The sequence below is a fragment of the Legionella maioricensis genome, assembly GCF_023618015.1.
Lineage (GTDB): Bacteria > Pseudomonadota > Gammaproteobacteria > Legionellales > Legionellaceae > Legionella > Legionella maioricensis.
Map to the genome: position 1 here is coordinate 1 of NZ_JAJKBJ010000005.1, position 21,494 is coordinate 21,494.

Consider the following 21,494-nt stretch of genomic DNA (forward strand, 5'->3'; position numbering starts at 1 on the left):
GAAAGGCAGCATTATCTCAAAAGTAAGGAAAAATTAATACAGCGCTATTTCCTTAATTACTTATGGGTAATGATATGGTCGCGGCACGTAGGCATGAGAACAAATATGCAGGCTTAATCATAGAAAAGGCTAATTAATTCAATGATTAAATCAATAGTTTAGTCTTATGAGACAAAACGACATAAAGTGAGTAATGCTCTCCTTTTTGGGGGCATAATGAGTCAATTCTCTTATTAAAATTACAACCTTCATTTTATTTGCTCCTCTTTTACACTGCAAAACTTTATAATTGATTTGATAATGAACGTACTGTGACACATTGAGTCTATAATAATATCAAAGCATACTGATTCAGAGCTCCTTTAGCTAAAATTGGGTCTGGGGGTATCATGACTGTTAAATATCGGGCTATCACCGCTAATTGCGGCAACGATGTCATAGGTAAAAACGCCAGTAAACAGATTGCGAAGATGATTCATCAAGATGATGCGGATGTTTATGTCATTCACTGTCAGGAAGTTTCGTTTGAAGCGACTAGACGACAATTACAGCAAGCCATTGGTGAAGGCTATACTGTTGTTTGTTTAGGAAAAATGCCAACTCATACTAAATTATCAACTCAATTTCACAAAGGTACAGGAATTGCAAGCTTTGTCATTCATAAAAACGATGTAGATGTTGATTTTCAGGCCGCTCAGGCGGCAAGACGCAGCAAAAATCGCGGAGGCAGCGCCTATAATAAAGGTGGTTTAATCACTGAATTTACGGTCACAAAAAATAAAGGGACGGCTGCGGAAGAGAAAATTCAGATACAGTCAGTGAGTGGGCATTTAGAGTCAAATGATACCCAAAAGCGGACTAAAGATTGGCATAATATTAATCAATCTATAGCCAAAGAGGTAACTAATTGGAAGGACTTGGTTGCAGCATGCCCTAACTTAAGGCTGTCTGGCTATGATGCCAATACGCGTAATAAATTAACTGGCAATGGCCAAGCGGTTAATTTATGGATGGCCCCCGGTGGTACCAACACGCCAGAATTACAAGCGCTTCATCAAGTTCCTCTTGGAGGGCAACAGTTTAGTGATCTTTCTACTTATAAAACAGAATTAAAGGATATAACTACGGTAGAAGATGAAAAACGCCCAGGCTATGCGCGTGGCGGAACGCTTGATTTTATCGGCATTGCTGATGGCGGAGAGCCAAGCGCTGAGATTACAGTCAAGGGTGTGATTAAAGTTCCATCTGATAAAAAGGACTCTGGACGAGATCACGACGTAATTATTAGTCCACTTAAAGAATATGAGTTACCAGTAAATGATTTTGCCAGGGTCAAAGGACAAATGGCTATGCGTTTGGAGCGTGTGGCTCCTGACTTGGCTAGAGAGATTAGGGAATTAACCGATAATGATGAGAACAAAAATAAATTAATTCAAGTATATCAACAGTTTTTAAGTCCTAAAGGTTTGTTAAACAATGCCATTGCACAACACACAGAGAAATTAGCCTGTTTTGATCGTTTAACTGCTTCTTCATTTTTACAAGACGATAAGATAAAAAAACTGATCTCGGAAACGCTGTTTCCCGCCTCTTCCTGGTTTGAAGGGGCTCATGTAGTTAATTCGGCAGAATCGGCAGAACAATTCAAGCAAAAACAGGATTTGATGCATCTACTGCTCACCTCATTAAATCAATGTCCGAGCAAATCAGAAGTAGAAAAACGTATTGCTCTCTATAAAGAGCAAGTACAAAAAGTTGAGGATAAGACATACAAAGCCCAAGATGCAATTGATAAATTTAAAGCATTGCAAGTTAGTGAATATTTCTCTTTGTATGCAGAATTAGGTTATAAGTTAGTGAAATATGAGGCAGACCCCTTATACAGTAGAGATTTTCGTCAGCAAGGAGTGGAAATTTTAATGCAGATGAAAGCAATTGTTCCTGATTCTGCTAAAGTCAAAGAGTTGGATCCATACAGCTTATCTCAACTGAGTCGGGTGCTAAAATACTCCTCGAAAGCGATCGATACTCTTGATAAAGGTGGGGATATCACTCCAATCACTGCAAAATTGACCTCTCTTGCTCATGACATTTCTGGCAAACCGTCTCCTGGTTGGAAGCGATTGGGCATGGGATTATTAATGTTTGCATGCATCGCATTGATTGTTGCTGGTGTATTGGCTGCAATTCCAACAGGAGGCTCCAGCCTTATACTCGCTGCAATGGGTGCTGCAGGAGCTGGTGCTGTTGCCGGTGTGATGGGGATGGCCGCATATGAGCACGGTGAGGAGAGAGGATTAGCAAAAGCAGTTTTAGATTATAAATCGGCAATGGAAAATATCGTGCAATATGAGCGTCCTGTTGAAGAGGGCCCTGATGAAGATAATACATACGGGGATATTATTAATAATCCTTAAAGGCCGGGCGTAGATGCCGCAAACACGTCGCGGCACGAAGGTTTGGATTTTAACGTCGTTTTCCTGGCTCTATAATTGTCAAACAGGTATGACGTGGCTGTTAAGATAACTGGGTTGTTATTTGAGGAGCATGTTCTTTAGTCTCTTCAACTTTTTTAGCACTAAAAAAAGTATCGCGGACAAAATTATAGCCAGACTTGGTTATCTTGCTGCCCATCAAACTGCTGCCTACTGAGATCCCTATAGCAAGCGATGCCTCCATAAAACTCATCGGGGTGGTTAACAAATTAACACCAAGAGCGAGCCCTGTAGTGACATAATTTGACTTTTCTTTACTAAGACCACAACGTGAATTAAGAACATATCCAGCTAAAGGTACTGTAATTGCTATACTAGGTGAAGTCCCCAGGGCGATAAGCAAAAGGGCTCGAACCCCTTGGTTAATCCAATAAATATCATTGGGCTGATAATGTAAGCCCTTCAAATAATCCGTTACACCCTCATTGGCCAAAGTGATTAATGTAGATACCAAAAGACCTTGTTGCGCCGCATCGGTAATTAATTGGATTAATTCTGGAGGAAAAAGCTCGGATAAACTAATGGAGCTGGCAATATCAAAGAGGCGAGTGGAGTTATTCAATTCAATATGAGGTATTGGGTGATCCGAGCCAACAGGTGCAATTAAATTGGTGCTGGAAAAGGCTTGTTGATTGGTGATGAAACATTGGTCTGGGGTACAGTAATTTCCTGGGTGAGTCTGACCACTAAAAAGACCATAAAGCCATCCGCCCAATGATTCTTTCTCTTTTTTGGGCTGTCCATTAGCTCCCATTGTTTGCTCCTTAAAATTGTTAATAGAGTAAAGTAGTTCGGATTTTTGAACGTGTCCAGTATCTCCAGACTATAAGGCTAAATTCATCATTACCAAAGTTAGGTTTTGTTGTTCCTGCTTTGAAACTGAATTTTAGCTCATTATTTTTCAGGCATAAAAGCTGGGTCATACCTGAACTAAACAAGCTCGTAGACAGAATAATATCTGGTTAAACATTTGTCTAACACTTCTATAACATCATTTTGGTATGCTGCAGAAATAAGAAAATAAGGAGACGTTAAAATCTCTATTTGGTTTTTGTGCTTGCATATTGTACAATATGTTGCAGAATAATTTTTGATGCTTAAAATTAAGTTATCTAATATACATAGGATAAAAACATGATTTATGTAGTCATTAAAAATCTGCCCCATTTATTAAAAACAAATAACCCGTTAAAGCTCATTGAGGATGCACTTGTAAATGCAAAACCAAAATTAGTGTTCCTTAATGAGGAAAAAGCAGGGCATTATATTGAGTCAGAATTAAATTTTCTGAATCATGAACTTCGGCAAGGGACGAGTTATGGATTAGTTGTGTTGAATACCGATAAAGACACGTTTACGGCAATTAAATCAAAGCCAAAACAATTAATGGAAGCGGTGAATGGATTAGTAGTTAAAGGGAAAAGAATCGATGCGCAAATGATCGAAGCAGATCAGCATGAAAAACAACAATTAGTAGAAATGAATTATCCAGGAATGAAACCTCATGACATGTTGCTTACTGAACCTTATCCATGCTCTTTGTTAAAAATGCCTCGTGAGTTATGGTTTCTGGGTTTCATTGACTATGCCTTGTTTTATCATTATCTTGAAAATTGGGTTGCTTATAATGCTCGTGAGCCTCGTTCCGTTTTGGATTTATTTAATACACAGGCCAATATATGTAACTCAATTTTTTTAGCACAAAATCCTGAGCCATTATCGCTTGAACACGTTAGAGAGTTACAGGCCTCGTTAAGCTCCAGTTTATTTTCAGCAGAAACAAAATCCAAATCTGGAGAGCTCCGCGACGGATATAATTCATTTCCAATTAACCGTGATGCCATAAATGTTAAAGGTGCCGTTGAATTATTGAAACGAATTAAAAATGATAATGATGAGAATGGTTTCATGATTGGGGAAGTGAAACATTTTGAAATTGTTCATCAATATTGTAAGCAATTGTCTTTTATGGCAGGTGATTGCTATTTTAAACGCAAAAATCCGGTACCATTTCAGGAATACAGTACAATTGTTACAGGAGTAAAAGCTGCTGCCTTACAAGAAACAATTAAAAAAGTGACTCAATTACATCCTCATGTTTCGGCAGATGCAGTGGAGCACATTATTGATTCATTTTTAAAAGAAAATAAATTTGATGAACAATTTCTGAATAGGGATAAATATACCTCGTGGGGGCTAATAGACACTCTCTCTGTTTATATAGGCCAGTTAGCTGGGAAAGCACAATTAATCCCGACTAAGGACGAAATGGCTTTTGCATTGGCTGTTGCACGTCAGAAAGCCACGATTAACCATGCCACCTTAAAGAATAAGACCGATGAAGAATTACAAACCATAGCAGAGCAACTGGTCACTTCTGTTAAAGATAATTCTGTATCATTATTAACGCCAGATCCGGTTTCTGCTGAGAAAAAGGCAAAAATTGCAATTAATCAATATAATCTTGATGTCAGTAAAACAAAAACACCCGATGAGGTAATTCTTTGTATCGTGACTCTGGTTCATGAATTAGAGATTTTACATGTATTCCACGATGTTAATTGCCGGACCAATTATTTTTTACTCAATGAAGAGTTAATTAAACATGGTCTTAAACCCACTATCCTTTACAATCCTAATCGCTTGGACGGCTATAGTGTCGAAGATTTGGTAGAGCAGGTGAAGCAAGGAATGCATCGTTATGATTATGTGAAGGCTAATGCTGGAGAATTAGTTAAAATAAATGATTCATTCTTGGCTAACAATAAGTCTAGTCAGAGTTACTATGAAAAAATCTCAAGCCAATTGAATGACGTGCTTATGAAGCTTACTCATCAATATCAAGAAAGTATCGGCACTCTTGGAAAAATCATCTCAAATACAGCTACAACTGCTCCAGGGATGTTTTCATCGAGTGTAAATACTGCGATGATCGATGAAATAAAAAAATTATTTAACCAATTTAGCAAGGATCAGAACTTGCTTCAATTTATCTCAGCTCTTAATCAAATGAGTAAAAGTGAAATGCATCTTGTTATGGGGAAAGAGTTCGTGGAGGAGCTGAGTAGATTAACAGTCTTTAGCCACATGAATTGTGATTTTCATCAATCAATGTTTATTGAAAAAGCTGATAAAAATTTCACAATACAGTGAGTATTCATGTTATTGGTAGCTAGTGGCCTAGGTCGAAAATGACGATTTAATATGGGACACATCACTTGCAGAAAAGAGCATTTATATTTTCTGCAAGTGATGTATATTAAATTGAATAATACTACTGAAGCGATTATCAATTGATAAAAAAAGAAATACTCATTTCAAGTCTGGGTAATACCATAGAATGGTTTGATTTTGGACTTTTTATTTTCATGGCACCTATAATTGGTGCCAAGTTTTTTCCGCAAAGCTCTGCGGGTAATGCAACCATTGAGGCTTTAATCGTATTCGCGGCTGGTTTTCTTTGTCGACCATTGGGGGGTATTGTTTTTGGTTATTTTGGAGACACTCGCGGTCGCGCAAAAACATTAAGAATTTCTATCTTAATTATTACCATATCCACTTTTTTAGTTGGCGTTATTCCTTCCTATGAAGAGGCCGGAATCATTGCCCCTGTCTTATTTATCTTACTGCGTTTGATACAAGGTCTATCTATAGGGGGTGAATACAGTGGAATAATGATCTACCTTGCTGAGTCAGCAGTACGTAGCCGACGAGGTTTTATCACCAGTTTTGCTGCAACAGGGGCCAACTTGGGTTTTTTACTGGCGACCGTTACTTTGATACTTCTTCATTTCCTTTTTTCTGAGGAAGTGATTAAAGCGTGGGCATGGCGACTGCCGTTTCTGTTTATCGGTTTACCCGGTTCATTAATCATTTATTATCGTTTTAAATTATCAGAAACAAAAGTTTATTCTCATTTACAACAAACGCATCACCTTGAGTCCAGACCTTTTATTACGGCCATTAAATTCGCCCCTTACCAATTACTGAAAATTTTGGGACTTACTTGTATGGGTTCCACTTTTTATTATGTTTTTGTCGGGTATATGCCCACTTATTTAGAGCATTATATTGGGTTTTCATTGACGGATGCGTTAACCATGGAAAGCTATTTATTAATTACAATGCTCTTCACCGTTCCTTTGGCGGGCATTTGCGGCGATTATTTTACTCGAAAAAAAATGCTGCTACTCACTTCAATAGCTGTCATTCTGTTGGTGTTTCCCTGCTTTTATTTACTGCAAGCCAAATCGTTATCCCTGGCACTGTTATCTTTAGGTATCGCGACGATTCTGAGTTCCTTTGATCAAGGAAATACGTTAACTGCAGTTGTAGAAAACTGTCCTGAGAATGTACGTTATAGCGGCATAGCCTTTTCTTATAATTTAGGAAACGCTTTATTCGGTGGCACCACTCCTTTGGTGGTTAGCTTGCTAACACAAAATGTGAGCCTTATTGCACCAGCTTATTATCTTATTTTAATGGCCGGTATCACTTTTATTACCGCAACAACCTTACTCAGCAACAATGAGTCTTTAGGGCCACTCTAGACCCTGAAAGCGGTGGGCATTTAATGGCGTTCACGGAGAGTATGCCTGTTTCGTCGTTGCGAGCCTTGGCGAAGCAGAACGATGCTTCGTTGAAAATCTGAGTCGGATTGCTTCACTTTGTTCGCAATGACTATCCGGCCCTCATAGAATGATTTGTGCCGTGAACACCATTGATAACTGATGGTGTTATATCTTCGACGGATCATTTTTTATACCAGGATCAGATGGCGATGAGTCTGGTTTTTTTTCTTTCTGCTCGAATAACCTTAAATTGGCCTGAAAAATAGCTTGATTAATGGTCTTCTCCGCCCTTTGTGGCGCACTAAGAATATTCTTATTTTCTTTGAAGTTTGTAAATTCTTGTTCAAAATAATTTTTTACCTCCTCTATCTTACTTGTTTGTATTTTATTTTCAGTAAGGAGTTTTAAAAATCGTTTATATTGATCATCCAGCTCAGTAAACAGTTGGATTCTAAGCTGCAGGAACTCCCATAGTTCGCTTTTTTGGGCAATTTCATCTGCAAATTCTTTAAGGGCAATGAGCGCGACCTGCCTGTTTGGATTAGCAGGCTCCTCATTAATATTATTGATTTGCTCATGTAGCATAGATATCTTTTGAGCCTGGAACTCTTCAATTATTTGAGCTATTAAGGGATGGTGGTGTTCTCTTGCCAATTGGACCATAGTTAATTCTTTCACATCCCTATACGCAAGATTTGCGCCATGCTCTAATAGAGTAACCACTATAGCAGGGTATCCTTTTTTGATTGCCAGTTGCAGCGCATTAAGATTTTGACGCTCCTCATCATAATAACGATAGGCATCAGGATTTGCACCATACTTGAGTAATGCTTCTGCCGCACCCGCAAATCCCTGACTTGCAGCAATACAAAGAGCCGGCTCGCCAGAATCTTGACTATCCGGTGATGCGCCTATACTTAAAAGGAACTGTAGGTCATCCTCATTATTATCATATAGCGCATTAAGTAACATAATGTTTTTATCTTGCTGGCTTAAGGAGGCTCCTTTTTTCAGTAGTAAATTAACCATAGCGACATCACGATTTTGTATCGCCAAGGTAATGAGATTTATTCCCTCAATAGTTACCCCATTAGGCTCTGCTCCAGCATCAATTAAAATTTTGGCGGCTTTTTTATGCCCATTTATAACTGCTATGGCAAGAGGAGAGTTACAATATTCACTGTCTTGACCTACCCCAGCTCCTGCGCTGATAAGTCTCTTCATTAGCTCGCAACTGTTATTTTCTACAGCGATACATAAAGGTGTATAGCCATTCTCAAGTCTTACATCAGGATCTGCACCAGCCTCAAGAGCAGCTTCAACAAGATCATCGCGAGCATTATCTATTGCCACAAAAAGTAACGGTCTGCCCTCAATTTCTTGCTCTGCTTGTTCTTTTGAAAGAGGTAATGGAATTGAATCTAAAAAAAGAAACTCTTTTAGCCTTTTCTCGAATAAAATAAGTGGCTCTATTTCTTCACTAATATCTACTTCGAACTTTTTTAGAGATTCAATGGCTTGTTGGCGTCCTGTATTAGAAGGATCTTCCTTGATTCGAGCAATTCTCTTCTTACATATATCCTCTCGAAACTGTAGAAATAGATACATCTCCTCAATAATTTCTTCGTTTCCATATTGATGTGAATATTCTAATAGATTATATCCCTCAAAACTTGATGAAATATCAATTGGGTATTGAAGTAGGGCTTTTACCAATTCCCCATCCTGTTCTTTGATGGCAATAAACATAGACTGGGTAGGATCAGCGCCTGCCTCTATTAATTTTTTTACAATTGCCTGCTCCCCTCTTTTAAGGGCAAGAATCAAGGGTGTGAGTCCTTGCGGAGATATTGTATTGGGTTCATGATATTGTTCGAGTAAGGATTCCATTTCACTGAGATTTCCCTCCTCCACAGTAACCGAAAGGCGTGAATTTAATTGTTCTCTGACAATCCTTTGTTTACAAAGTTTTTTTGTATACTCTTGAGTGTCTTTAAACGCTTGTTCCAAAATAAAATCGGGCCATTGAGTATCAATAGTTACCCCATAGTCTGCAAACATTTTTTTAATATGCGGTTGAGTAAAAACATCCATTACCTCTAATAAACTATGAAAACTATGGCTGACATATACCGAAGCATACAGTTTCAAAAAATGATTGATGTCTTGATTATTAGTAGTGCAAGAGGGATTTCGCTCAAGATAAACCAGAAGAAGAGCCGCAGCAGTAAATCCATGGCCGGATATGGACGCAATATAGGCAGAGCGCGCACGTCTAAATGCATAAGAATTCTCTGAAGTCCTATTAATATCAGGTCCTTTATTTTCTACAGAATGCTCACTTAATTCATCGGGAAAATTAGGTTGGGAAGATCGCATTACGCCCATATTTCTAGTCATCACGATTTCACTTTTCTCACCCAGGGCTCTTTGATATTCTGATATAAATCCTCTTCTTCTAAAATATCCACGGTTTTCCCACTCTGTAGAGTTCTGTTTTAGTTGTAATTCTTTTTCTGTTATTTCTTCAGTTTCCAAATCCGCTAAATTTAAAATAAGGGCTTGAGCCTCTTCCGGGCTAGAAGCAGGTTGAGTTTTATGTCCGAAAAATTCTATAGCAATTCTGTTAATGCCCTCTATAACATCCTGGCCTATACCTTGTCCTCGATATAAAAGAGCTACTCTATTTTCAAAAAAACGGCGACTGTAATTTTTATCTATAGAGATTTCTAACAATTTAGTTTGGACATCGAAGATTGCAGCGCATTCTTCTCCACCTATCTCATTTTGGTATTCCTTACATAAATCAGTAATGAGCTTAATCGCTTCTTCATAATGGGTTTCCATATACAATTGGCGACATAAACTCAACTGCAGCTTTATATGCTCATTTTTTAAAGCATGTTTTTGGAGCAATGCCAAAACTAAAAATAGATATTCAGATTTATCCAAATCAGGTGCATGAATTGCGAAGAGAAACTCACCTGGTTTAATGTCTCCTGGAAATTTATTTTCCTTCAACGGATTAGGTATTTCTTTATAAGCCAAACGGAGATTTTCAGATCCAGGAATAATTGCTACGAATAGGGCTAATTTAGAGGGAAGATCAATTAAGGTGTCAGGTATTTTTTTCATAGCCAACGTCATTATCTGTTGGCAATAGGCCTTTGGCAGTTGCTCTCCCTCATCATTTTCCAATAGTCGTTTAATTAATGCGAGACAGGTATTATTTAACCATTGCCCATCTCCGTCTAGTTCACCATGCTTCACAATATCTTGCAGTTTAGAAAGTGTATCGGGTTCGGAAAGGAACATTGGGGAAAGTACTTTATTCAATAAATCGTGATCATTTTTTAGTAAGCCCATAATTAATAAAACTTTATCTTCTTCACTCAATCGTTGTAAATATTGAGTCAGATCACTGGTATCGTCCATAAGCATTTTTTCAAGAGCCGATCTAAAGGAAATCACTTCTACTGAAAGAGGGGGGGGGGCGTTGCTACCTGAAAGAAAATTTTTATAATCTTCAACCGAATGCACCGTATGTACCGCTGTCAGTTTTGATTTCATGCCAATATCTCGCATCACGTATGGAACAGTAAAAGTATAGATTATCCATAACCTATCTGTTTAAAATATGATCTAAAAAAAAGGGGGGGTATTCATTTTTTTTGATCATTTTTATTACAGAAACAATGAGTCTTTAGGGCCTCTTTAGCAATCTAAACCGGATGAAACCTGGAATTTTCGGGAGCTGATGATATGCTTTATTAATAAAGCTGGAAAATATTCCTTCTTTATTAGGGGATTAAGATTAATATGGAGAATTTGCCCTTTATAGCAAAACCTGACTTTGAGGTAGCTCGTTTACAAGAGCTCTACGAATTAAATATTTTAGATACAGGTCAGGAAGAACGTTTTGATAGATTTACTGATCTTATTTCAGATGTGTTTGATATGCCTATTGTCTTAATTGGTCTGGTTGATAGCCATAGGGAATGGTTTAAGTCTTATAAAGGATTATCAGTAAATGAAATGCCTCGGAACATATCCTTTGGTGCCCATACACTATATGAAGAAGAAATTTTAGTTATTAAGAATGCAAAAAAGGATCGTCGCTTTGACGGAAATCGTTTAGTTTTGAATAAGCCCGGTATCTCTTTTTATGCCGGGGCTGTATTACGGAGTCCAACAGGGAAACCAATAGGGGCATTATCTATTATTGATAATAAACCCAGAGGATTCAGTTCTCGTAAGCAACAACAACTAATTCATTTTGCTCGGTTAGTTGAACATGAACTATGGTACTCCTATTACATTAATAAAACTCGAATCGCTACTGAGAATGCTTCTTTTAATGATTTTTTAACAGGACTGCCCAATCGCCACATATTACAAGAACGATTAGAACAAGCTGTTGAGGTGGCGCAATCTCCTCAGCAAATTGCCGTGATTTCATTAAGAATTAACCAACTTCAAGAGTTAAAAAGCTCTTCTGGAGCTGAAATAATCAGCTTTATTATTAATGAAACAAGCAAACGGCTAAAAAAAATTCTTATGAAGTCTGATGGGATTTCTTTATGGGAGGAGGATCATTTCATTCTCTTTATTACTATCAATCCTCAGACCTCGTCTCTTCTAATAAAATTGGAAAATATATTGAACATATTAGAGGAGAAGTTTGAGTTTAATAAAGAAAAATATTCACTAACAACCAATATTGGCATTAGTATTTTCCCCACAGACAGTCATGATGCAAATCAATTAGTAGAGAATTCAATTTATGCGATGCGGTTGCTTGCACCTGATAGTAAGCCTCCTTATCGGTTCTTTTCTGAAGAAGCGACTACCAAATTAACTCTGCAATTTGAGCTGGAACATTTACTTATAGAGGCAATAGAAACAAAAAAACTTGAGCTGTATTATCAACCTAAAGTAAATATATCATCTGGATTAATTTGTGGGGTTGAAGCATTGTGTCGATGGACTGATCCAACCTACGGTTCCATTTCACCGAAAGAGTTTATTTTGATTGCAGAACAATCCGATTTAATTATCAAATTAGGAGAATGGGTATTAAGGGAAGCTTGCAAAAAAAATAAAGAATGGCAAGCCCAAGGGTTAAGGCGTATACCTATTTCAGTTAATGTTTCTAAAAAACAATTAATGAATAAAGACTTCCCTGATGATGTCCATAAAATATTAAAAAACTCAAAATTGCCTGCAAAATATTTAGATCTGGAAATAACGGAGTCTTTTTTCATTAACATGGAAGAGGTAATTGACAATTTAAATATTATTTCTAAAGCAGGGGTTACCTTTTCGTTAGATGATTTTGGTACGGGATTTTCCTCACTTTCTTACCTGAAGAATCTGCCCCTGAAAACATTAAAAATCGATATCTCTTTTATAAAAGATATTGTTTCAAATAAACATGATGCCGTGATGGTAAGAACAATCATTGCCATGGCTAAATCTTTAGGACTAGAGTGTGTTGCAGAAGGGGTTGAGGACGCTAATCAGCTCTTGTTCCTTCAGGCTTATCAGTGTGATCAAATACAGGGCTACTTATTTAGTCAACCATTAACGGCTGGCGAATTCGCCAAGTTATTAGCCGAAAAAAATATTTTTAAAAAAATCATTCAATAAGATTAATATCGTATGGATAACATACTGGGCTTTACAATTCAGTCTACGTTTTCTGAATAGAAATTTATTAAATAGCTACACTTCTCTTAGATTGACCCTTATGAGGCAAAATAATTCGAGTTTCTGTGGTTGTTGAATGAGACTCAGAATTGACTTTTAGATTAATTGCAGTAACGATTAAAAAACTGAGGTACTGAATTAAGGATAGATTTCAAATGGGAGTAGGGCGCTTACTCGCAATTATTGCGGTGTTTTTTTGGGGGGCTGCCTATGTCTGGGGTAAAATAACCATGACTTGGCTATCTCCTCTGGATACCTCTACAGCTCGATTTGGTTTCGGTGCGTTGGTTCTTCTGTTGCTGATTATCTTTATTAAAAGGCCTCCAAAATATAGCTTTAAAGGCCACTGGTGGCATTATTTTTTACTCGGTTTTATAGGAATTTGTTGTTTTCAGGTTTTGTTATTTTTCGCTATAAATGTTACTTCTCCTATTAATGTTGCAGTCATTATGGCCTTATCTCCTGTATTTACGGCAATAGCCGAGAGTATCGTGAGCGAACAAATTCCTGGTATTCATACGATTATCGCTATTATTGTTTCGGTCGGTGGGGCGGTATTAGCTGTTCTTGGCTCCGGTGTTGGACATTCTCCTGGTTTAGGCTTTAGTTGGGGAGACGCAATTGCTGTCCTTTCTGCTCTTTGTTTTACATTTTATACAGTAGCCTCACGTCGATGGTTACCTGGCCATATATCATCGCTAATCAATATAACCGTTGTAGTCACTATTGGAGCTATTTTTTTGCTTCTTTTAAGTATAGGGTTTAGTCCAAAGCCGAAACTTCCTTCAACGATGACCCCTGTTTGGGCTCTGGTTGGTCTGGTTATTGGTTCTACTGTCATTGCCTATATTTGTTGGACTCAAGCAATAGCGAGGATTGGTGTTTCAGAACCGAATTTGATTTTTAACTTTATGCCTGTGGTGACTATGATTTTATCTTCACTCCATGGATTACCGCCTACCGGACTACAAATAATTGGTGCAATGCTTGTGATCGGTGGCGTTACCTGGGCTATGTTGAAAAATAAATCTTCTGGCAAAGAACATATGGTTGTCTAAACAATATCCACCTTCAATTTTTGTGATTAGGTCTTGGAAGTAACAGAAGTCTATATCTAATGGATTGACCCAATAAACAATTTTGTATAGATTCCAATTTAAATTAAGCCTTATTTAAATTTTTGATGGTTATTAAACTGGAGTTTTATATGATTCATAAAGGTGTAGCAACATTTCTGTTGGGTGTCAGTATCGCTAATTCTGTATATGCAACCCCTTTGCTTAGAAACTTAATTTCTCCTAAAGCATTAACTTCAGTCACACAAAAGGCTCAAAAAAATCAATCGAACCAAGTTTATACTGATTTCAGTGGAACATGGGAATCCTCTAGATGTTTGGGAAGTTCGCTTACTCTAAAAATTGTAAGTTCACCTACTGAACTTACAGTAAATGATGACGAGCCAATGAGCATCGGAACCATGATGACAAAATCCAATTCGGGAATAAAGAGTGGGGCATCAATTATGACTGGTAATGAGACCACCTCTATTGAATGGAATGCGACTAAAACTCAGCTAATTATTAAAAACATAAGCATCAATAAATCGTTTACGGATGAAGACTCTGCTAATGGCGGAGCTGATACTCACATGTATTTAACAATGAATCATGTGGTTTTTGCACTCGATAATGAACAATTAAAAATACAGATGAACACAGCAGATTATGAAGACTTACAACGAGTTGATGAATCACATCCAACGTGTGTCTTTAATAAAGTGGGATAACTGAAATTTCACGTCATCCTGAGTAATGCCGTCATCCTGAGTAATGTCGTCATCCCGAACAATCTCACGTCATCCCGAACAACGTGAGGGATCTCCGATGAGGGAACGGTGCTCATGGCAGGAGATCCCTCACTACGTTCGGGATGATGTGAGAACTGTACGTCATCTCGAACAACGTGAGAGATCTCCTTTCAGTGGTATTGCGCCTGCTTCTCCACTACGTTCAGGATGGCGTAATTTGTTCGGGATGAGGTTATTTTGGGCAGTGGAGTATCATCAGTTTTAATTTTGTTGGCTGCTCCAGGGCATCAAAGGTCTCAATAATGGCGTGCTCTTTAAACTTTAACTTTTCATAGCATCTTAAAGCGGCTTCATTTTTTATATCGGGATCAACAATACAATATTGAAATTCAGGTTGTATTTTACTTTGAATAAACGTTTTAATGATCCTGCTTCCTAGTCCCTTGCCAAGCATTTGTCTATTTCCTATAAACACATCCATGCCTACAGCATTATCAATAATAGTTTGTGGCAGATTTTGATTAGGCCAGGGATAGTCTTTGACTTTATAGAACTGTAAATAGCCCAACGGCGATTCATTGAGCACAATAATAAAACCTGAGACGGGTTTGGTATGGGTAATATAGGGAGTGAGTTTGTTTAAAACTTCATCTTCAGCCCATGTTCGGAATGAATAAAATTGTTGAACGTGAGGTTCGTTAAACCATTGATGCATTAATGGTATATCAGAAAAATCTAATGGTCGAAAGGTGATTTTATTTTTCATTATACCTTGTCGTTCGCTCAAATTTTCATGGGTTCCATTCGTTTTTATAATTGTTGCTGTATTTTCTTGTTTATCTATATGCTGAGCCCTATAAAGCTTAAATCTCTTATGAGATAAGTCGGAGTCAAGCTTTGTATCCTTGTTTAATATTTGTATATTTACTGGAATAATTGATTGAAATAAACCACGCATGACCATCCTCTAACTCGGTATTTTTATACCCCCCCTCATAATTTGATTGAATTATGATCTGAGGAAGGCGTGTTGATAAATCCAATGGAAATAAACCATACGGGTTAACATGTTCGTAAATAAGAGGGGGTAATGCTCGTTTATCCTCCTTTGTCAGTATATCTTTTAAACCATGTTCTTCTATAATTTGCTGAATCATTAACATATTGATGTAATTGGTGATTTTGCGATATGCGATTTTAGATTTTGCATCAGGGCGCAAGTTCCGGAGTGCTAGACCCAGTTGCAAATTTATGACCATCCTGTATTTCGAGCAATTTATAGGCATCCAATAAGAAATTATACTGGTCTCCAATATAATAACTATTAAGAATTGCTTTTAACTCTTTTGTCTTATCTTGCTTAATAGCCATTTCCAAATGGTGGCACGAACACCTAGGGTTATTAATGCATATGTTGAATCTTCTCTAAAATAGATGAGGACTTATTTTACCAAAAATAAACCATAAGGAGCAAATAATTGCTGCCAATAGTAAATTACCTCAGTGGTTATCCTGTTGGGCAATAATCCGCTCTCATCCTTTAAATAAACTGAAGATCCTCCCTCGAGCTCTACCTTTTTCCTTTTGACGGAGGTAGGTGTAATAGGTTCAGGATGTTCATCCTCTGAATCTGTTATATCGTTTTGGGTTGGATTACCTACAGTTCAGCAATACTATCCAAACTCAAATTGAAATATGACGCAGAGGGAAATCAGAAGGCATTAGCTAGATTGAAAAAATTTTCACCGGTAGCTTGGCAACACATTCATTTTCAAAGACACTTTATTTTTTCGGTTGATAAAATCATTGACCTTGATTCAGTAATAAGCAATATTTTCTGGGGCGATTCAAAGCCTGTTTCACAGGTTGTGTGCTTTGGCACACAACCGTGTCATTCATCCACTAAAGCCCATTACCACTAACACCTGTAAGATAAGTAAACTGAGAGCTCCCTTGTGCCGGAGGCGGGGTAGTTGACAGACTCCAGGTTGCTCCGTTGTCACTGGAGTTATAACTTAAAGGAAGAGACTGACTTCCATTGTTATAAGTTCCCACGGCAGCACAATGGTCAGTGTTGTCACAGGAAACACTCTTAAGCACATTAGCTCCACTTCCTTGTGTCGGGGAGGGCATAGTAGTGGAAACGCTCCAGGTTGCCCCGTTATCACTGGATGTATAACTTAAGGGAACATTCCGACTTCCATTGTTATAATATCCCACGGCAGCACAATGGTTAGTATTGTCACAGGAAACGCTATAAAGCAAATGATCGCTACTTCCTTGTGCCGGGGGCATAGTAGTGGAAACGCTCCAGGTTGCCCCGTTATCACTGGATGTATAACTTAAGGGAACATTCTGACTTCCATTGTTATAATATCCCACGGCAGCACAATGACCGGAACTGGTGCAGAAAACACCATAAAGACTATTATTGCCACTTCCTGGTATCGGCGTAGTGGAAAGACTCCAGGTTGTCCCGTTATCACTGGAGGTATAAATTAAGGGAAGATACCGACTTCCATTGTAATAATGTCCCACGGCCACACAATGGCTGCCCCCATCGCAGGAAACACTATAAAGATAATTAGGCGCACTTCCCTGTGCTGGAGGCAGAGTAGTGGAGGGGCCCCAGGTTACCCCACGATCACTGGAGGTAAAACTTAAGGGAACATCCTGACTTCCATTGTTATAAAATCCCACGGCAGCGCAATGGCCTGCATTGTCGCACGAAACACTATAAAGACTATTATTGTTGCTTCCTTGTGCCGGGGGCTGGGTAGTGGAAAGACTCCAGATTGTCCCGTTATCACTGGAGGTATAAATTAAGGGAAGATACCGACTTCCATTGTAATAATGTCCCACGGCAGCACAATGGTTCGCACTGTCGCAGGAAATACCTTGAAGATAATTATTGTAGCCTCCTTGTGCCGGAGGGAGGATAGTGGAGAGACTCCAGGTTGCGCCATGATCACTGGAGGTATAACTTAAGGGGGCAGACTGACTTCCATTGTGATAATACCCCACTGCGGCGAAGGGTAAAGGAATGGGAGTAATTGAAGCGGTTAGCTGCGCGGTGGGGGTATTACTTCCTTTAGCAGTTACGGTGTTTCCTGTACTCACGACAGAAGAGGTCAATGCAAAAGTACAGGAGTCCTGAGGTAAGAGCGTGTTGCCGCAGGCATTATTGACCAACATTAAATTAGTTGAGGGTGTAAGACTAAGGCCTGTTGCGGTCACCAAGGTGGAAGTATTGGTTAAGGTAATGGTGCTGCTTATTGTGCCGGCGACAAAACTTAGATTGGTTGGTGTAAGGGTTAGCGTGGTCTGTTGTTCTGTAGTTTGGCTCACCTGCAATTGATGTCCCTGTGCGGGTTGATAACACTGGTTGGGATTAGGACTGCCATCGGTGTTAGCCTGGCATAGTGCAGGGCCACCGTGGACTCCGCCTTGCGGTAAGGCATTGCTGGTAATCAGCAGGGTGAGTGTGCAGCTGCTGCCCGGTTGTCCGTTCGGAGCCATTCGACAGGGTGTGGTCTGTTGAATGCCTGCTATGGGTAAAAGTACCACGTTTTTGGAGCGTCTTGATTGGTTTTTAACCATGTAGTTCACGGTGGCTGTGCTGTTTTGGGGTACATCCTGGGTGGGATTGGAGCCTGGGGCTGGGGTTAAGGTCCACAAAGGGGCTGCTGCTTGAGTTGTTGCGGCAGCGAGCGGGGATAACAGCAAAAAAAATTTTATCAGAATGATTCTGTAGTGTTGGCGCATGGTCATGTCCTTAAGTTGCCTGGGTGGGGTTCGAAAGAATTTTGCAAGGGATTCAGCAAAGCCTTTCTCAAGTGACTTTTGCAGTCAGCCAACTCAAAAGCCCGGCTCTTCTATTCAGTAAGCTACTTTTTATTTTATGGTTCAAATCAGGATGGAGCAAGTATTACTTAAGTAATTTATTGAATAACATCATTTATTTTCAATGCGGAAATATAAGGGGTGTGACAAGCAATGGAACGAAAAGGTACTCTAAGCAAAAATCATTAAGCCAGATCTAGCTTTTCAGCAACATTTAATGGTCTCAATTGGCCTTCTGACACAACTTTCGGCAACATAAACGAAAAGTATCCCAAGAAATTAATATGTTTCAAATAATATAAAATACATTAATTTACATGATGTTATATACATGTTGATGAGCGATAAAAAAATCGATTTATTGGCTATAGCTTAGACTAGCAAAGGGTTCTAGGGGGGCTGAGAAATTCCGTACCTTCCTGAAAAGAACCCCACAATGGATTGAATACCTTGCGGCAGCCAGTCATTGATTTCTCGTGCCATGAAGTGAAGCTCATGGTTATGATGGGCATGATATTTTTGCTTGTGAATTTTTGCGAAAAGCTTCTTACCAACGCCCAGCATTTCCGCTACATTCCAATGCAAGCATGTAACTAGACTCATTGTAACCCGAACGTGTTTTGTCCTTAAATTATAAACGCGTATGATGCCTTGATTAAGATTGCTCTCAAATGCCTCAAAATCATCATCATAGCCCAATGAACCGAGCACTATCGCAAGACGATCATCAGTGAAATCTAAAGACCACACCGGCCTTGCTAAACATTTTTCAAGCGTTATCAGTAAGCTACCAGCCCAACTTTCAACATGGTTCAGACGATGAGCGCCTTCACTGAGTATATAGGCAAGCCAGACTTGGACAATATGACCTAAACCAAGACCTTTCCAAATACCCATGCATGGGGAAGTGTTTGTCCAATAATGTTGCCAATTGAATTTTTTCCATCTGCGCTAGCAACAGAGGTATATCATCGATCCGCTCAACTGTACTGATAAGTCCGTTTGTCATTGTAGATAAATCTTTTAGGGCAATAAAAAATAACCGGATTATGATGGGATTATAGCAAATAGCAAAATTAATTTTTTTGATTGGTATGTTTTGAAGCCTTCAGAGCGCTTTGGGCGCGTAAAATGAATATTGTCTGAACTCTAAATAAATTTAAGCAAACGGTGAGTTATACTATTCAAGTTTATTCTAAATCATCTATATCAAGTTCAAAAAAAATGGCTATTATAAATATAAAATATTCGAAAAGATTGAATTAATCTACGCCGCTTATCATTATTTCAAAAGATGGCATTAGGTGATGAATATTAATAAAAAATACCAACAAACATTTGCGTCATCATCTCTTTTATTTGATGAAAATATATGCTAAAAAATAATCAATCTGGTTTCAATAAGAATAATTTCCAATGATTTTAAACTAATTGCTGTTTTTCATTTTTGAGGAGATTGTATGATACGGATATCTCAGCTAGTTGTACTCGGCGACAGTTTATCAGATAGAGGGACTCTTGATAGACGTAAGTTGCTAGGTCTTCTTCCTATGAGTTATGTCACCGGTCTGAGTGGCAGAGCGCCCAGGGGCAGATTTACTAATGGTTATCTTTGGGCCGATTACCTTTGTACTACCGTCTTAGAAGACTTTGCAATAGAGTTCGAACGCAAGCGACTTAAATTAAAACACGATGCTAGAGCTAATGCCGATATCGGGGACGAGTTTCTAACGAGTACCATACGACGCAGGAAAAATGAAACTGCTTTTAATTTAGATGATGATACGCATATTTTATTCGATAAGAGGCGCTTTGCCAGATTCTACTGTGAAGGGGGATTAACCTCTCATGATTATTCTTATAACCTCTCTCTAGATCCTGGCGTAGAAGCTTATAGACTTATATTGGCAACATTAGAAAAAAAACGCACAGAACTTTTAGAGGATGATAAAAAATATCATGTCACCAGCCTCGAGAAAGCAGAGACATTAGTAATGGAATGGTCAGGTGCCAATGATTTATTAACGGTCAACGAAAGTCCTACCTATCAAGCCGTAGATAATGCAATTAAAGAGCGAATTAATAATATTGAGCAATTAATTCAAAATGGATATCGGAATTTTGTTTTATTTAATTTACCTAATCTTTCCTTAACTCCTCGCTTTCAAGCTAAAACCCAAGATGAACGAGACAATGCAGCCGAGTGTTGTGTCTATTTTAACAAGCAACTGGCTGCACGATGCGAAGAGCTCAATAAAAAATATAAAGATTCATCTACTCCCCTTAATCTTTCTGTTTTTGATGTTCATTCTCACTTTGAGGAAGTCTATAAAAATCCGGAACAGTATGGGTTTAAGAAAGATAAACTAAAAAAACCGTACACTGATTCAGAGGAATTCGAAAAAAACAAAATAAATCCTGAATTTGTCGCAGGAAAAATTTCTCCAGCCGAAGGGTATATGTTTTGGGATGATGTCCATCCCACAATGCTCATGCATCAAGCGATAGTAGAGCGATTCAAAGAAAGATACGGTACCGTTTATAATTTTGTCCCTCCCCAATATCCTCGGACCCTATCTGTTCAAGATGATTTTGCCCTCCAACAGAAAATCCAGAATTTCTCTGAAGATAATGTAAGTTTAGAGTCCGGGGTTACGCTTCCTGAAGATGTAAAGGCAATACTTGATACACTGCATCAAAATGCTAAGAGCATGTGTGAGTCAAGCTATCCAAACTATCGAGAAAAAGGCGTTTTATTAAAAAGATTTCTTTTTGAGCTGCAATGCCAAAAAGGAGATTTGGAAAAACTATATGAAGTTATCTCTACATTCCATATGGAAAAGACCAATGTAGGGACATTAAGAACTCACTATCGACCTGTTTATGACTTTTTTGCATTAAAAACTACAACCCGATCAGAAGATCTCATGGTTACTTTAGCCAGTACCATCAAAAGTCATATTGCTTTTGCACAAAGTCCGGTGAGTTCTCCAGTGAGTTCATAGCCCCGGAAAGCGCGCTTTTTTAGAAGTAGCCCGGTTGCTTGCAACCGGGATCCAATAGGATAGG

At 38.5% G+C, this 21,494-nt stretch carries 12 protein-coding genes; 7 read left to right on the forward strand and 5 right to left on the reverse strand.

The genetic code is table 11. The features are described from left to right. Positions 1 to 389 precede the first annotated feature (389 nt). Positions 390 to 2,417, forward strand: a complete 2,028-nt coding sequence (locus tag LOX96_RS05805; RefSeq protein ID WP_250421788.1) for an exonuclease/endonuclease/phosphatase family protein — start codon at positions 390 to 392, stop codon at positions 2,415 to 2,417. Positions 2,418 to 2,517: 100 nt separating this feature from the next. Here the strand turns inward: LOX96_RS05805 and LOX96_RS05810 are convergent, their stop codons facing one another. Next, the gene (locus tag LOX96_RS05810; RefSeq protein WP_250421789.1) at positions 2,518 to 3,249 is read right to left on the reverse strand and encodes a hypothetical protein; all 732 of its coding nucleotides are present in this window, start codon (positions 3,247 to 3,249) and stop codon (positions 2,518 to 2,520) included. A 380-nt stretch (positions 3,250 to 3,629) separates the two neighbouring features. On the opposite strand from LOX96_RS05810, the gene LOX96_RS05815 reads away from it, so the two are divergent. Continuing rightward, positions 3,630 to 5,648, forward strand: coding sequence for a hypothetical protein (locus tag LOX96_RS05815; RefSeq protein ID WP_250421790.1), 2,019 nt, complete (start codon positions 3,630 to 3,632; stop codon positions 5,646 to 5,648). A 140-nt stretch (positions 5,649 to 5,788) separates the two neighbouring features. Next, positions 5,789 to 7,045: an MFS transporter gene (locus LOX96_RS05820; protein WP_250421791.1), complete on the forward strand. Its 1,257-nt coding sequence runs from the start codon at positions 5,789 to 5,791 to the stop codon at positions 7,043 to 7,045. A gap of 186 nt (positions 7,046 to 7,231) precedes the next feature. Here the strand turns inward: LOX96_RS05820 and LOX96_RS05825 are convergent, their stop codons facing one another. Continuing rightward, on the reverse strand, positions 7,232 to 10,636 hold the full coding sequence (locus LOX96_RS05825) for an ankyrin repeat domain-containing protein (protein WP_250421792.1): 3,405 nt from the start codon (positions 10,634 to 10,636) through the stop codon (positions 7,232 to 7,234). A gap of 249 nt (positions 10,637 to 10,885) precedes the next feature. Here LOX96_RS05825 and LOX96_RS05830 point away from each other — a divergent pair, with 249 nt between their 5' ends. The 3 genes from LOX96_RS05830 (at position 10,886) to LOX96_RS05840 (ending at position 14,561) form a co-directional block, all read left to right on the forward strand. Continuing rightward, positions 10,886 to 12,715 carry a sensor domain-containing phosphodiesterase gene (locus LOX96_RS05830; protein WP_250421793.1) on the forward strand — a complete coding sequence of 610 codons (1,830 nt, stop codon included), beginning with the start codon at positions 10,886 to 10,888 and terminating at the stop codon, positions 12,713 to 12,715. Positions 12,716 to 12,930: 215 nt separating this feature from the next. Then, entirely contained in the window at positions 12,931 to 13,833 is a 903-nt protein-coding gene (locus LOX96_RS05835) for a DMT family transporter (RefSeq protein WP_250421794.1), read from the forward strand. A gap of 149 nt (positions 13,834 to 13,982) precedes the next feature. Then, the gene (locus LOX96_RS05840; protein WP_250421795.1) at positions 13,983 to 14,561 is read left to right on the forward strand and encodes a hypothetical protein; all 579 of its coding nucleotides are present in this window, start codon (positions 13,983 to 13,985) and stop codon (positions 14,559 to 14,561) included. A 253-nt stretch (positions 14,562 to 14,814) separates the two neighbouring features. Here the strand turns inward: LOX96_RS05840 and LOX96_RS05845 are convergent, their stop codons facing one another. From LOX96_RS05845 to LOX96_RS05855, 3 genes are all read right to left on the reverse strand, one after another. Then, entirely contained in the window at positions 14,815 to 15,540 is a 726-nt protein-coding gene (locus LOX96_RS05845) for a GNAT family N-acetyltransferase (protein WP_250421796.1), read from the reverse strand. Between the two features lie 944 nt (positions 15,541 to 16,484). After that, positions 16,485 to 18,347 carry a sialidase/neuraminidase family protein gene (locus tag LOX96_RS05850; protein ID WP_250421798.1) on the reverse strand — a complete coding sequence of 621 codons (1,863 nt, stop codon included), beginning with the start codon at positions 18,345 to 18,347 and terminating at the stop codon, positions 16,485 to 16,487. A gap of 468 nt (positions 18,348 to 18,815) precedes the next feature. Next, on the reverse strand, positions 18,816 to 19,322 hold the full coding sequence (locus tag LOX96_RS05855) for a hypothetical protein (RefSeq protein WP_250421799.1): 507 nt from the start codon (positions 19,320 to 19,322) through the stop codon (positions 18,816 to 18,818). 563 nt (positions 19,323 to 19,885) lie between these two features. Between LOX96_RS05855 and LOX96_RS05860 the strand changes: the two genes are divergently transcribed. Continuing rightward, entirely contained in the window at positions 19,886 to 21,430 is a 1,545-nt protein-coding gene (locus LOX96_RS05860; RefSeq protein WP_250421800.1) for an SGNH/GDSL hydrolase family protein, read from the forward strand. Positions 21,431 to 21,494 lie beyond the last annotated feature (64 nt).

Coding starts and splice junctions, on each gene's coding strand:
- LOX96_RS05825 (WP_250421792.1), bottom strand. CDS start 10,636: ATGAAATCAAAACTGACAGCGGTACATACGGTGCATTCGGTTGAAGAT.
- LOX96_RS05815 (WP_250421790.1), top strand. CDS start 3,630: ATGATTTATGTAGTCATTAAAAATCTGCCCCATTTATTAAAAACAAAT.
- LOX96_RS05845 (WP_250421796.1), bottom strand. CDS start 15,540: ATGCGTGGTTTATTTCAATCAATTATTCCAGTAAATATACAAATATTA.
- LOX96_RS05855 (WP_250421799.1), bottom strand. CDS start 19,322: ATGGGTATTTGGAAAGGTCTTGGTTTAGGTCATATTGTCCAAGTCTGG.
- LOX96_RS05835 (WP_250421794.1), top strand. CDS start 12,931: ATGGGAGTAGGGCGCTTACTCGCAATTATTGCGGTGTTTTTTTGGGGG.
- LOX96_RS05860 (WP_250421800.1), top strand. CDS start 19,886: ATGATACGGATATCTCAGCTAGTTGTACTCGGCGACAGTTTATCAGAT.
- LOX96_RS05840 (WP_250421795.1), top strand. CDS start 13,983: ATGATTCATAAAGGTGTAGCAACATTTCTGTTGGGTGTCAGTATCGCT.
- LOX96_RS05850 (WP_250421798.1), bottom strand. CDS start 18,347: ATGCGCCAACACTACAGAATCATTCTGATAAAATTTTTTTTGCTGTTA.
- LOX96_RS05805 (WP_250421788.1), top strand. CDS start 390: ATGACTGTTAAATATCGGGCTATCACCGCTAATTGCGGCAACGATGTC.
- LOX96_RS05830 (WP_250421793.1), top strand. CDS start 10,886: ATGGAGAATTTGCCCTTTATAGCAAAACCTGACTTTGAGGTAGCTCGT.
- LOX96_RS05810 (WP_250421789.1), bottom strand. CDS start 3,249: ATGGGAGCTAATGGACAGCCCAAAAAAGAGAAAGAATCATTGGGCGGA.